9 protein-coding genes, 1 tRNA gene and 1 pseudogene are annotated in these 14143 nt (G+C 62.4%); 5 read left to right on the top strand and 6 right to left on the bottom strand.

All coding sequences use genetic code 11. The features are described from left to right. The 6 genes from CWS72_RS27055 to CWS72_RS27030 form a co-directional block, all read right to left on the bottom strand. Window positions 1-1766, bottom strand: a 1766-nt coding sequence (locus CWS72_RS27055; protein ID WP_101253784.1) for an MCP four helix bundle domain-containing protein, incomplete at its 3' end; no start/stop codon positions are given. A gap of 76 nt (window positions 1767-1842) precedes the next feature. Continuing rightward, window positions 1843-4038 carry a HAMP domain-containing methyl-accepting chemotaxis protein gene (locus CWS72_RS27050; RefSeq protein ID WP_101253783.1) on the bottom strand — a complete coding sequence of 732 codons (2196 nt, stop codon included), beginning with the start codon at window positions 4036-4038 and terminating at the stop codon, window positions 1843-1845. A gap of 42 nt (window positions 4039-4080) precedes the next feature. Beyond that, a complete protein-coding gene (locus tag CWS72_RS27045; protein ID WP_101253782.1) occupies window positions 4081-4581 on the bottom strand; it encodes a chemotaxis protein CheW in 501 nt (166 codons plus the stop codon). A gap of 22 nt (window positions 4582-4603) precedes the next feature. Then, window positions 4604-6694: a chemotaxis protein CheA gene (locus CWS72_RS27040; protein ID WP_101253781.1), complete on the bottom strand. Its 2091-nt coding sequence runs from the start codon at window positions 6692-6694 to the stop codon at window positions 4604-4606. Beyond that, on the bottom strand, window positions 6691-7059 hold the full coding sequence (locus CWS72_RS27035; protein WP_101253780.1) for a response regulator: 369 nt from the start codon (window positions 7057-7059) through the stop codon (window positions 6691-6693). Before CWS72_RS27035 ends, CWS72_RS27040 begins: the two co-directional genes overlap by 4 nt. 24 nt (window positions 7060-7083) lie before the next feature. Further along, entirely contained in the window at window positions 7084-7398 is a 315-nt protein-coding gene (locus tag CWS72_RS27030; protein ID WP_101253779.1) for an STAS domain-containing protein, read from the bottom strand. 350 nt (window positions 7399-7748) lie between these two features. Between CWS72_RS27030 and CWS72_RS27025 the strand changes: the two genes are divergently transcribed. From CWS72_RS27025 to CWS72_RS27590, 5 genes and pseudogenes are all read left to right on the top strand, one after another. Beyond that, window positions 7749-7824, top strand: a tRNA-Ile gene (locus CWS72_RS27025). A gap of 32 nt (window positions 7825-7856) precedes the next feature. Further along, window positions 7857-8729 (top strand): DODA-type extradiol aromatic ring-opening family dioxygenase, encoded by an 873-nt coding sequence (locus CWS72_RS27020; protein ID WP_101253778.1) that lies wholly within the window; start codon window positions 7857-7859, stop codon window positions 8727-8729. 41 nt (window positions 8730-8770) lie between these two features. Beyond that, window positions 8771-10957, top strand: a complete 2187-nt coding sequence (locus tag CWS72_RS27015) for a tetratricopeptide repeat protein (protein WP_101253777.1) — start codon at window positions 8771-8773, stop codon at window positions 10955-10957. Between the two features lie 75 nt (window positions 10958-11032). Beyond that, window positions 11033-13693, top strand: coding sequence for an aminopeptidase N (gene pepN, locus CWS72_RS27010; RefSeq protein WP_101253776.1), 2661 nt, complete (start codon window positions 11033-11035; stop codon window positions 13691-13693). A gap of 160 nt (window positions 13694-13853) precedes the next feature. Beyond that, window positions 13854-14143 (top strand): annotated as a pseudogene (locus CWS72_RS27590) (energy transducer TonB); the annotation flags it as partial.

Genomic DNA, 14143 nt, shown 5'->3' with positions numbered 1-14143 from the left:
ATCGAGGCGGAGGCCTCCTCGGTCGAGGCCGCCTGTTCGGAGGCGCCTTGCGAGAGCTGTTCCGATCCGGCGGAAAGCTGCTGGCTGCCCGAGGCGACATTGTCGGCGGCCATAGCGGCGTCGGCCACCACGGTTTGCAGCTTGGCCAGCATGGTCTCCAGCGCGATCCCCAGCGTATCCTTGTCCGACAGCGGTTTGGCCTGAATCGTCAGATCGCCCTTGGCGATGGTCTCAGCCACCCGGGCGGTTCCTCGCAGATTGGCGATCATATTTTCCAGGGCGATGCCGAGGACGTCCTTGTCCGACAGGCGTTTGGTTTCGACCGCCAAATCGCCTTTGGCGATGGTCTCAGCCACCCGAGCGGTTCCTTGCAGATTGGCCACCATATTTTCCAGGGCGATGCCGAGGACGTCCTTGTCGGACAGGCGCTTGGTTTCGACCGCCAAATCGCCCTTGGCGATGGTCTCGGCCACATGAGCGGTGGCCCGGAGATTGGCGACCATATTTTCTATGGCGATACCGAGGACGTCCTTATCGGACAATCGTTTGGTCTGAACCGACAGATCGCCCTTGGCGACGGTCGAGGCCAGTTCCGCCGTGGCGCGCAGATTGGCCGTCATGCGGTTCATCGCGTCGACCAGATCCTTGATCTCGTCATTGCTGGTGACCTGCACTTGCTGATCGAGATCGCCGATGGCCACGGCATTGGCCAAGCTGACGGCACGTCCCATGCCTCGCCCCAGCGAGATGGCGATCAAGGCCGCGGCGGCGACGGAAATGACCAGCGAGGCGAACAGCACTGAGAACAGGGTGAGGCGAATGGTTTGATAGCGGCTTTCGGCGTTGGCCTTTTCCGAGGCCATGTAGCGCTCGGCAACCTGGATGAGATCCTTCACTTGTCCCTGGATCTGGGCGACTATCTGGCGGGTTTCGCCGGTGGACAGGGCGAAAGCCTGGGTGGAGCTGTGCTGGCGAGCCAGGGCGACGACCTCGTCGTGGATCTTCAGCCATTTGTCCATCTCGGCGATGGAGCGGTCGATGACCAGCCGGTCTTCCGTGCCGGAGGCCTGGCGCAACGTGTCGCGGAGGCGCCTGGCTTCGTCGGCGTTCTCGGCCATCGCCTGCACATAGCGTGCTTCCATCTGCGGATCCGAGGTGGTGATGATATTTTTTTCATCGCGTTGGATCTGATAGAGACGGTTGATAAGCCGTTCCGTCAGAATCGCCTGTTTGGCCTTGTCCGTGGGCTGGGTGGTCGCCGTCATGTCCAAGCGCTCGGACAGCGGACGCAAAGTCTCCACCGTCGCGTTCAGCGCTTGGCGTGCGTCGGTCTGAGCTAGGAGAGCCGCTCTAACTTCGGAATTGCTTTTGGAAAATTGGCGTGTTTTGTCCTGAAGTGCGTAATATTTATCAAGATTTTGCGCCAATACATCAAGCTTTTGTTTTCCTTCATCGGAGGCTATAGAATAATAGTGCTCGCGTATTGTCTTGAGCTGATCTCTGTTGCTGGTGATCTGATTCGAATATCTTTCGATCTCGTCATCCGTCTTGGAAAGCATCATGTTCTTTTCGGCGCGGACGATTTCCAGTAGCGCGCTGTTGACCAGGCCTGCGCTTTTGACCCGTTCGGCGGCCAAGCTAATTAGGCGATCGACCGTGTCGTTAAGCTCGGAGAGGCCGCTCACCGCCACCGCCGCAGTGATTACCGAGAGCAAGATGACGACGCCGAAGGAGGCGGCCAATTTCGTTTTGATGGTAACGCGCATGTCCTAGTCCTTACTGCAAGCGGGCGGTAGTCTTAAGCTGTTGATGGTGTGGATCCTTGGATGATCCTCGGTAGAGCTAATAACGTTCGAACTCGGCATCCCTGCCATCGGCCCCACCGCTCATATCGAGCGGAAAGCCCTCGCCTCTGCCATTGGCCTTGCCGGCGGACGGCTTGCGGGCGGCCGTTGCCTTGTTGCGTTTAGGCGCTGATGCCGCGGCGGCTGGTTTCGCCTCGATCGACGCGCGTGGAGGAGCGCTTTTCCGGCCGGCGTTTTCGATGCGGAAATAGGCGATGGTTTCCTGCAATTGCTCGGCTTGGGCGGCCAGTTCCTCGGAGGTGGCCGACATCTCCTCGGAGGCCCCGGCGTTCTGCTGGGTGACGGTGTCGAGCTGCTGGATCGCGGTGTTGATCTGCTCGGCGCCGATGGTCTGTTCGCGGCAGGCGGCCGAGATCTCCTCGACCAGTTCCGAGGTCTTCTTGATGTCGGGGACCAGCTTGGCCAGCATGTCGCCGGCCTCGGCGGCCACCTTGACGGTGTGGGAGGACAGCGTGCCGATCTCGGCGGCGGCGGCCTGGCTGCGTTCGGCCAGCTTGCGCACCTCGGAGGCGACGACGGCGAAGCCCTTGCCGTGCTCGCCGGCCCGCGCCGCCTCGACGGCGGCGTTCAGGGCCAGGAGGTCGGTCTGGCGGGCGATCTCCTGGACGATGGTGATCTTCTCGGCGATGGTCTGCATGGCGCCCACGGCGCGTGACACCGCCTCGCCGCTGCTCTGGGCGTCGGCCGCCGATTGCCGGGCGATGCGTTCGGTCTGGGCGGCGTTGTCGGAGGTCTGTTTGATGTTGGCGGCCATTTCCTCCATCGAGGCGGAGGCCTCCTCGGTCGAGGCCGCCTGTTCGGAGGCGCCCTGCGAGAGCTGTTCCGATCCGGCGGAAAGCTGCTGGCTGCCCGAGGCGACATTGTCGGCGGCCATGGCGGCGTCGGCCACCACGGTTTGCAGCTTGGCCAGCATGGTCTCCAGCGCGATCCCCAGCGTATCCTTGTCCGAGACGCGCTTGGCCTCAACCGTCAGGTCGCCCTCGGCGATCTTTTCGGCGAGATTGGCCGTGGCGCGCAGGTTGGCGCACATGCTGCTCATGGCGTCGATCAGATCCTTGATCTCGTCATTGGTCGTGGCTCTGATCTGCTGGTTCAGATCGCCGATGGCCACGGCGTTGGACAGATTGATGGCGCGTCCCAGGCCGCGGCTGATGCTCAAGGCCAGCCAGGACGCCGCGGCGATGGCGATCAGCAGCGAGCCGATGATGACGCTGATCAGCGTGATGCGGGTCGATTGAAATTCATGGTCGGAGGAGGCCTTCGATTCCGCCATGTTTGCTTCCGTGGTCGAGATGAGATCTCTCAAGACGTCGTTCGCCGCGGTCAGCAGCTGCAGGCCCTGGCCCGTGGACAATGCCGTGGCGCGGGTGTTTCCCCGTTCATGGACCAGACGGCGGACCTCCTGATCGAGCTTCAGCCACTTTTCCAGATGATTGCCGACGGTATCGAGCGTGCTTCTGTCGGCATCGGAAACCTGGCGGCGCAGATTGTCCAGTGTCTTGCGGACATCCGAGATGCTGGCGTCCAGCTGTTTGGTCCAGCTGTCCATCTGCTGTTCGCTGTCGGCGATGATCAATCCCTTCTGATTCCTGTTCATGTCGATCATGCTGGTTACCAGGCGGGCCGCGAGAACTCCGGTCTTGGCTTTGTCGGCTGAGGCGGACACCTCGTTTTCCAGACGCTCCGCCAACGGCTGAAGGGTATCGAGAAGCAGGCTGAAGACCGGCCGGGCCTCCGTTTCGGAGAGGACTCGTACACGGTTCTCCGAATTGAGACGGGCATTTTCCCGTACTTTATCTTGAACGGAGATGAATTTTTCGGTCGTACTTTTGAAGTTTTCCAACTTTCGTTTGTATTCGTCGTTGGAGATAGCCAGGAGCTTTTCCTGAAGTTGGTTGAGCTCGCTCCGGTACTTCACGATATCGGCGTCATAGCGTTCGATGCCTTGCTCATCGGATGCCAGGATCATGTTCTTCTCTGCCCGATGCAGCTTGATCATTCCCGTTTCCATCTGCGAGGCATAGCGGATGCGCTGGGCTGCCACATTGACCAGTCGTTCGATGCGTTCGTTCATGTCGCCCAGGCTGGCGATGGCCATGATCGTGGCGATCAGCGAGAGCACGATGACCAGACCGAAGGCACCGGCCAGTTTCAGCTTAACCGAGATCCGCATTTACCTTTTTCCCCTTCCGGCCCTGCCCCGCCGTTAATCACTTCAAGAATGGTTTTTCGCGGCGGCCTCCGCTTGAGCGACGGTTTCCGTATCCCCCATGGCGAAGATGCGCTCCATATCGAGCACGATGACGAAATCCTCGGCGCGTTTGCCGATGCCGGAAATGAATTCCCGGCGCCATTTCAATCCGATGTCCGGTGCCTCCTCGATGGAGGCGTCGATCAGGTTCGTGACCTCGAAGACCTTGTCGGCGATGATGCCGACCGTCGTCGGCTCGCCGGCCAGCGGAACCTCGATGACCACGACGCGGGTATCGACGCTTTGATTGAACGGCGCCATTCCGAAGCGGATATGCAGATCGGCGAGAGGGACGATCTTGCCCCGGACGTTGATCAGGCCGCTGACGAAAGGACGGCTGTTCGGTACATCCGTCACCGATACGAGGTCGAGGATCTCCCGGACCGATTCGGCCTCCACGGCGAAGACCTCTCCTTCCAGCCCGAAGGTCAGGACTTCGAGATCTTTTCCGTTTTCCCTACGCATGAGCGAATTCCCATCTTTTCTGTCAGCTCGCCTTGAGCCGTTCTTCCTGTGCCCGGCCGAAGTCGATCAGGTGATCGATGTCGAGGATCAGCGCGACCGAACCGTCGCCCAGAATGGTGGCGCCCGAGAAGGTTTCGACATCGGCATGCAGTTTGGTCAGCGTTTTGATGACCGTCTGATGGTCGCCGATGACCTGGTCGACCAGCAGTCCGACACGCAAATCTCCCGCCGACACGATGACCACCTTGGGGAAGGGTTCCGCATCCGCAGTGACGTTGAACATGTCGCGAAGCCGCAGGAAGGGCACAAGTTCGCCCCGGATACTCAAGAAATTGCGGTTCTTTGCCCGGAGGTTCTGCTCCGGCGTCAATTCCACGCATTCCTCGACCATCGAAAGCGGAATGACGTAGCGACCCAGTCCCACCCGGACCAGAAGACCGTCGATGATGGCGAGCGTCAGCGGTAATTTCAGGGTGATCTCGGTGCCATGTCCCTCGGTGCTGTTGATCTCGATGGCGCCCCGCAGGCCTTCGATGGTGCGCTTGACCACATCCATGCCGACGCCGCGGCCCGAGACGTTGGTCACCTCGCGGCTGGTCGAAAAGCCGGGCTGGAAGATCACTTGGAACAATTCATTGTCCGTGACCTTGGCTCCCGGTGCCAGATAGCCCATCTCCTCGGCCCGGGCGCGGATGCGGGTGCGGTCGAGACCCTTGCCATCGTCCTTGATGCTGATGATGACCTGGGCGCCCGAATGGACAGCCGACAGTTCGACGCGGCCTTCCTGAAGCTTGCCGGCTTGCGTGCGGACATCGGGCCGTTCAAGGCCATGGTCGATGCAGTTGCGGATGAGGTGGATCATCGGATCGTTGAGGCGTTCGATCATCGTTTTGTCGAGTTCGGTTTCCTCGCCGCTGGTGAAGAGCTGAACCTTCTTGCCCAATTCCCGCGACAGATCGCGGACCAGTCGGCGGAACCGTCCGAACAGCGAGCCGATGGGCACCATGCGGATACCCATGGTGTTGTCGCGCAGTTCGGAGGCGAGACGCTCGATTTCCTCCGCCACCACCTTGAGCGCCAGGTCCTGGCTGGCGGTAGCGATTTCCCGCAGACGGGCCTGGGCGATCACCAGTTCCCCGACGCGATCCATCAGATTGTCCAGCCGTTCCGCCGGCACCTTGATGCTGTCCTGAAGGGGCTGGGCTTTCTGCGGCGCCTGAGCCGCCGCGGCTGTCAAATGGCGCTGCTCGGCCAGGGCCGAGGCGACCCGTTCCTTGGAGGCGGCGCCGTCTTTGACCAGGATTTCGCCAAGGCGTTGCTGATTCGACAAGGCCGTCAGAACGGCATCGGGCGGCGTATCGCCGCGTTCGACCAGGATCTCCCCCAGACGTTTGCTCGTCTCTTCGACTTTTTCGACGCGCAGGTCCATGTCGTCGAGGACGAAAATGAAGACTTCCTCAATGGCCGAGCGCGGTTTTTCGGTGGTGAGGACGACGTCCCAGCCGACATAGCAGGCGGACGGCTTGATGTCGTCGAGGGGCGGGACGCGTTCGGTCAGGGGAGAGACGGTGCAGGTGCCGAGATCCTGAAGTTCGCCGATCAACAGCAACGGGTTGGTGCCGTTGTCCATGACGTCTTCGGGAAAGCGGATCTGGATCCGGTAGGTCGCGCTTGAGGTTTCGCCCTGCGTCGCGCCGTCCGCTCCCTCGTCCGTGGCGGCGGCCGTTTCGGCGGTTCCCGCGGCACCGATCGTTTTGGCGAGATTGGCCAGGATTCGCGCGGATTCATCGGACGAGGCCTCTTCAGGCCGTTCGATCAGCAGGCGCAGATGGTCCTTCGCGGAAAGCGCCACGCCGATGAGGGCGCCGCTGGCCGCCACCTTGCCCTTGCGGACCAGATCGAAAGCGTTTTCCAGGCCATGGGCGAAGCGGGCGGCGGCGTCGAACCCGAACATCGCCCCCGAACCCTTCAGGGTGTGCAGGGCGCGAAAAGCCGAACTGATCAACTCTCCGTCTTCCGGAGCGGTTTCGAGATCGAGCAGGGCCTGTTCGAGCTGCTCAAGCAGTTCCTGGGCCTCGGTGCGGAAGATCTCGCCGGGATCGGGGGAATTCATGATCCCAGGACCTTGCGGACGACCCCCAGCAATTGATCCTGGTTGAAGGGTTTGGTGATCCATCCGGTGGCCCCGGCCGCTCGGGCTTCCTTCTTGCGGTCGTCATCCGATTCCGTGGTCAGGAGAAGGATCGGCACTCCCTTGTAGCTGGGAAGCTTTCGAAGTTCCTTGATCAGGGAGATGCCGTCCATGCGCGGCATATTGAGATCGGTGACGACGAGGTCGACCGCCGCGGAGCGGGCACGGTCAAGTCCGTCGGCCCCGTCCGTCGCTTCGACCACCGTATAGCCGGCGCCGCCCAGGGTAAGCTTGACCAACTGACGCATGCTGGCCGAATCGTCGACGGTGAGAACGGTCTTAGCCATGGGGAGAGTTCCTTGAGAGAAAAGTCAGGCCGTGAAAGTGATGAAATCGCAAATATCGGACGAGCCGAGGAACCCGCCGGCTTTGAGGGCGGCCTCAAGCGGGCCGCCTTCCGTGGCGCGGACCGCGAGATCGCGTCCGGCGGCCGAGAACGCGCGCTGTCCGGCGAGGAGCAATTGAATGAAGCTGAGATCGCTGGCGGTCAGAGCCGTGCAGTCGATCGTTACGGGCAAGTCTTGATGAAGCGCTTCGCGTAGAAGGAGCAGAGTCTCGTCCGCTGTGGCGACCGTGCGGGCATCATCTAAGACCAGCGTGACGCAAGTATCGTCAGATTGGTCCATGTATATAGCCTCAAGAACATTATCATTTTGTATAAGACTATATCCATAATGATGCGAAGGAAAAAGAATTTTTCGCAACAAACTATGAAATCACAAGTTAGATCCGCATTTACATAAAATTGTTATATTTTATTACTGATGAAACATCCAGGCTTCTCAATCAAAGATCTCCATCTTTTGCAGAAATTGACGCATTTTGATTGATAATTATTAGAGAGATTCAAAATTCAAAAGAGATGCTTTCCGGCGAAGTCCCTGGGTGAAACGCATCAGGGCTTGACCTCGCGGCCGGCAAGCTGGAAAACTCTGCGCCTCCCACGCGGCTGGATTTCTGGTCGCCGTGGCTGGTGGGGCCCGTAGCTCAATGGTTAGAGCCGGCCGCTCATAACGGTCTGGTTGTAGGTTCGAGTCCTACCGGGCCCACCAATTTCTGACGAAAACAACTGCGTCATTTCCCGATGGGCACTAAAGTCATCGTCCATGGCGGATGCTTCCCATGTCCGCCATGGCATGGCCTGAAGGAGATCCCATTGAAACAGCCGTCCATTTATCTTCCCCATGGCGGAGGACCGTGCTTTTTCATGGATCCGCCTTCCGACGAGCCTGATCGCTGGGTGGCGATGGAAGCCTATTTGCGCAGCCTGCCGGATAGGCTTCCTGGGCGGCCCGATGCGCTTTTGGTCATCTCGGCCCATTGGGAGAAAAGCCGCCCGACCGTGCTTTCTTCCGCCCGCCCCGGGCTGCTGTTCGACTATTACGGTTTCCCGGCCAATACCTATCATCTGACTTGGCCGGCTCCCGGCGCGCCCGCGCTGGCGTCAAGGGTGCGCGCGCTGCTGGCCTCGGCGGGGATCGAGAGTGACGAGGACGCGTCGCGCGATTACGACCATGGCGTCTTCATTCCCCTCAAGGTGGCCTTTCCGGACGCCGATATTCCCGTGTTGCAGCTTTCCCTGCAGGCCGGGCTCGATCCGGCTCGGCATATCGCCATTGGCCGAGCGATCAAAAGCCTGCGCGATGAAAACGTCGCCATCCTTGGCAGCGGGCTCAGTTTCCACAATCTCCGCGCCTTTGGGGATCCGCGGGCGATCGCCCCGGCCGTGGATTTCGACCGCTGGCTGACCGAGGTTCTTTGCGACGGACCGATCGGCGAGCGGGAGCTTGAGCTGGCGCAGTGGAGCCAGGCGCCCGGCGCCAGGATCTGCCATCCCCGCGAAGAACATCTGCTGCCGTTGATGGTCGCGGCCGGCGCGGCGTCCGGAGAACCGGGGCATCATGCCTTCCAGGGAACGATCTGGGGGATGGCGGTCTCGGCTTACCATTTCGGGTAGAGTCTGGGCAGTCGGCAGTAGAAAGATCGCAATTGTCCAAAATGCCGGAAGACATGGAAGGGGCTGGTGTCGCGACGGAGGAAGACGCTGTTTCCGCCTTGTTCGGGCAAGCCCTCGCTCATCATCAAGCCGCCCGTTTGGGTGATGCGGAACAGCTTTACCTGCGGATTCTCAGCATCGAGCCCGGTCATGCCGACAGTCTGCATCTGCTGGGCGTGGTTTCCACGCAGACCGGTCGCCACGCGATCGCCGTCGACCTGATCCGCAAGGCGATCGGCCTGAATGGCCGGTCTTCGACCTATCATTCCAATCTTGGGTCCGTTCTACAAACTCTCGGACGCATGTCGGAGGCCGTCGTCTGTTATCGGCGGGCCCTGGCCTTGAACGCGCAGTCCCCGGAAGCCTACAACAATCTCGGCAACGCGCTGCAGAACCAGAAGCTGCCGGCCGAGGCTCTGTCCTGTTTCCGCCGGGCCTTGGCCCTTCGGCCGGACTTTCCCGCCGCGGCGAACAATCTCGCCATCACGCTTCGGGACCTGGGGCGTCTCGATGAGGCGCTCGCCTGCTGCCGCGCGGCGATCGCCCTCCATCCGGACGCCGGGGGCATGTATAACAATCTCGCCATCGCCTTGCGGGGATTGTCCCGGAACGATGAGGCGTCCGCCATCCTGTTCAGAGCGCTGCAGCTCGATCCCCGGAATCTGGAGGCGATGAACACCCTCGGCAACACGTTCAGGGAGCAGGGGCGGATGAACGAGGCCGTCGCTTGTTTCCGGCAGGCGATCGATCTCCGGCCGGACTATGCCGAGGCCCACAACAATCTCGGATGCGCCTTGCGCGCTCTGGGGCGCCAAGCCGCCGCCGCCGGCTGTTTCCGTCGCGCCCTCACCCTTAAACCGGATTTCGCCGAGGCGCACAATAATCTGGGCCTCGCCTTGCGCGACCAGTCCCGGCTCGACGGGGCGGTCGTCTGTCACCATCGGGCTCTCGCTCTCAAACCAGTCTTTCCGGATGCGGACAACAACCTCGGTATCGCCTATCAGGAACAGGGACGCTTCGAGGATGCTCTCGACTGCTTCCAACGGGTCCTCGCTCTTTCGCCGGGATCCCCTGAGGCTCACAACAATCTCGGCCTGACCCTCGAGGAACTGGATCGGCCGGACGACGTCATCGCCTGTTATCGCAGGGCCATCGACCTCAAGGCGGACTTCGCGGAGGCGCATAAGAATCTGGCGATGGCTTTGCTGGCCCGGGGAGATCTGGGCGCCGGATGGGCGGAATATGAATGGCGCTGGAAGACGCCGGACGGCCTCCGATACCGTCGCGGGTTCGTCCATCCGCAATGGAGGGGGGAGGTCGGCGACGGACGTATTCTGCTGATCCACGCCGAACAGGGCTATGGCGACAGCTTGCAGTTTTGCCGCTACGTTCCCCTGGCCGCCGCCCGTGGCTGGCGGATCGTCCTGGAGGTGCCGGAGCCGCTGCTTCGCCTGTTGAGCGGTTTGCCGGGAGTGGAGCGGCTGGTCGCCCAGGGCGCCGACTTGCCGCCCTTTGACGTCCATTGCCCCATGCTCAGCCTGCCGTTGGCCCTGGGTACCACCCTGGCGACCATTCCCGCAGGGGGGCCCTATCTGCGAGCCGACGATGACGAGGCGGCGCGCTGGGAGCGGCTGCTTGCCGACGAGCCCCATCCCCGCGTCGGCCTGGTATGGGCCGGCCGGCAGCGCAGCCAGCTTCCCCACGCGGCGGCCCTGGACCGGCGGCGCTCCCTGGCTCCGGACCGGTTGGTTCCCTTGCTGGAAGTGACCGGTCCGCGCTTTTTCAGCCTGCAAAAGGACGGCCCCGCCGTTCCCGCCGGCTTTCCCGTCATCGACGTCATGGCCGAAATGCGCGATTTCGCCGATACCGCCGCCTTGATCGTCAATCTCGACCTCGTCATTTCCGTCGATACGGCGGTCGCCCATCTCGCCGCCGCTCTCGGCAAACCCGTCTGGCTGCTCGATCGTTTCGATCCCTGCTGGCGCTGGTTCCGCGGAAGATCGGACAGCCCGTGGTATCCCACGCTCCATATCTTCCGGCAAAGCAGGCCTGGCGACTGGGACGATGTGCTCGAAACGCTCAAGGATCGGCTCCGGCGCTGGTGCGAAGCGGGCTGGGACGAGATGGGCGGAAAATGTTCCGTCGAGCCGTCCGGCGGTGAAAAGGGCGCCGCCGATCCCATCTTATAGAAGAGGCGGTTGCGCCGCCCCCCGCCGCCTGTCTTGAGTCCGCAGTGATCTTTTCTTGAAGAATCGAGTGTTTCCATGCCTGACGTCCGCCAAACCGACCATAACTCCCGCGTTATCCGTCTTTCCGATTATCGTGCGCCGGACTTCCTGATCGATTCCGTCGAACTCGTTTTCGATCTCGGTGAAGAGGACACGCGGGTTACGGCCCATCTGGCGATCCGGCGCAATCCGGAGGCCCTGGATCGGCCGGCGGGTCTGCGCCTGGAAGGCGAGGCGCTGCGGCTGCTCTCGGTGGCCCTCGATGGCGAAAGTTTGGGGGAAAACCGCTATCGGGTGAGCGATGACGCCCTGATCGTCGACGGAGTCGGCGAAGCCTTCACACTCGACGTGGTGACGCTGATTCGTCCGCAGGACAACACCGAATTGTCCGGCCTCTACAAATCCGGCGGGAATTTCTGCACGCAGTGCGAGGCCGAAGGGTTCCGGCGCATCACCTATTTCCTCGACCGGCCGGATGTCATGACCCGCTTCACGACGACCATTCGCGCCGAGGCGAAGCGCTATCCGGTGCTGCTGTCCAACGGTAATCCGGTGGCGGGCGGCGAGGATCCCGATGGGCGGCATTGGGCGCGCTGGGTCGATCCGCACCCCAAGCCCAGCTATCTGTTCGCCCTGGTGGCCGGCGATCTGACGGCGGTGCGCGACGAATTCATCACCCGTTCGGGGCGGACGGTGTCGCTGGCCATCTGGGTGCGTCGCGGTGACGAGGACAAATGCGGGCATGCCATGGCTTCCCTGAAGAACGCCATGGCCTGGGACGAGCGCGTCTTCGGCCTGGAATACGATCTCGACGTCTTCAATATCGTCGCCGTCTCCGACTTCAACATGGGGGCGATGGAGAACAAGGGCCTCAACATCTTCAATACGAAGTACGTCCTGGCCAAGCCCGAGACGGCCACCGACGCCGATTACCAGGGCATCGAGTCGGTCATCGGCCATGAATATTTCCATAACTGGACGGGCGACCGGGTGACCTGCCGCGATTGGTTCCAACTCTCCCTCAAGGAAGGGTTGACGGTGTTTCGCGATCAGCAGTTCTCAGCCGACCAGGGCAGCCCGGCGGTGAAGCGGATCAGCGATGTAAGGACGCTGCGGGCCCGCCAGTTTCCCGAGGACTTTGGGCCGTTGGCCCATCCGGTTCGCCCAGAAAGCTATATCGAGATCAACAATTTCTATACCGCCACCGTCTATGAGAAGGGCGCCGAGGTGGTGCGGATGATCCACACGCTGCTGGGGCCCGACAAATTCCGCAAGGGGATGGATCTCTATTTCGCCCGCCATGACAATCAGGCGGTGACCATCGAGGATTTCGTCTCGGCGATGCAGGATGCCGGCGGCGTCGACCTTTCCCGGTTCAAGCGCTGGTATTCCCAGGCGGGCACGCCCGAGGTCACGGTGAGCGAGCGCTATCATCCGGAAAGCCGGCGCTACGAGATGACCTTTCGTCAGCAGACGGCGCCCTCTCCGGGCCAGCCGGTCAAGGATCCGTTCGTCCTGCCCATCGCCATTGGGCTGCTCTCGCCCGAGGGGCGCGAAATGCCCATCCGCCTGGACGGGGAAGAGGCGGAGGGCCGTCCGGGCACCCGGGTCCTGACGATGACCGGAATGGAACAGACCTTCCGCTTCATCGACGTGGCGGAACCGCCCACACCCTCGTTGTTCCGCGGCTTCTCGGCGCCGGTCAAGGTCAAGGGCGTGCCGCTGGACCGGCTGAAATTCCTGGCCGCCCATGACGGCGATCCCTTCGCCCGATGGGAGGCAGGTCAGCAGGCGGCGACACGGCATCTGCTCGATCTGGTCCACGCCTGGCGCCGGGGCGAGGCCTTGACGGCCGATCCCGATCTGCTCGACGCGTCACGCCGCACCCTGGCCGGTGGCGACGCCGATCCGGCTTTTGCCGCCCTGGCCCTCGGCCTGCCGGCCGAATCGGCCTTGGCCGACGAGATGGCCGTCGTCGATGTCGAGGCTATTCACGCCGCCCGGCAGTTCCTGCGTGGCGAAATCGGCCGCGCCTTGGGGACGGAGCTCGCCGCCACCTACGAACGCTTGACCGACAAGGGATCCTACCGGCCGACGCCCGCGGCCATCGGCGCGCGCGCCTTGCGCAACGCCAGCCTTTCCTATCTGTCGGCCACCGGTACGGCGGAGGCCAAGGCCCTGCTGGTCGCCCAGGCCGAAACGGCCGGCAACATGACCGATACGCTGGCCGCCCTGGGCCTGCTGGGCGACGTGGAGGGGCCTGAACGGGCCGCAGTTTTCCAAGATTTTTACGAGCGCTGGCAGCATGACGATCTGGTGATCGACAAATGGTTCGCCCTCCAGGCCGTCAGCTCCCTGCCCGAAACGCTGGAGCGATGCCGGTCCCTGCTGGCCCATCCGGCCTTCGATCTGCGCAATCCCAACCGCGTGCGCTCCCTGATCGGGGCTTTCAGTCAGGGCAACCAGCTTCGCTTCCATGAGGCGGGCGGGGCCGGATACGCCTTCCTGGCCGAGCAGATCATCGCCATCGATCCGCTGAATGCCACGATGGCGGCTCGTCTGACGCAACCGCTGGGCGCCTGGAAACGTCAGGACGCGGCGCGTCAAAGCCTGATGCGTCTGGCGCTGGAACGCATCCTGGCGGTGGCCGGCCTCAGCAAGGGCACCTTCGAGATGGCCAGCAAAAGCCTGCAATAAGCCGGGGCGCTTGCCTGCCCGCTCTCTCCGGGGGGCGACCTTGGTCGAATGTCCCCGGGGTGTGGATGTGTTCTATCATCCGTTTCGATGGATGATAGGGCATTCCCGGCGGACCCGGACGAAGGGGATGCCTCCGGAAGGCGAAGGAGGTGCCGGGCCGATGGACTATGCGCAGCAACGGCAGGTCGCGTCCTGGAGGTTGGGCGGCATGGCCGCCGTCGTTTTGTTGCATGCCCTCATTGCATACGGACTGTTGAACGGGTTGGCACGGCAGGTCGTCGACGTGGTCCACCAGCCGGTGATGGCGAGGATCATCGCGGACAGCCGACCCCCGGCGGCACCACGGGAATCGCCGCCGCAGCCGGCGGTGATTCCCGTGGTGCCGCCGTCCGCAAGACCGCTTCCCCATCCGCCTCGGATTGCCAGGCTTTCCCCCCGGCCACCCGCCGC

Origin of the sequence: Telmatospirillum siberiense (assembly GCF_002845745.1) — a bacterium.
Taxonomy (GTDB): domain Bacteria; phylum Pseudomonadota; class Alphaproteobacteria; order Rhodospirillales; family Magnetospirillaceae; genus Telmatospirillum; species Telmatospirillum siberiense.
This window is presented reverse-complemented; position numbering and strand designations above follow the sequence as displayed.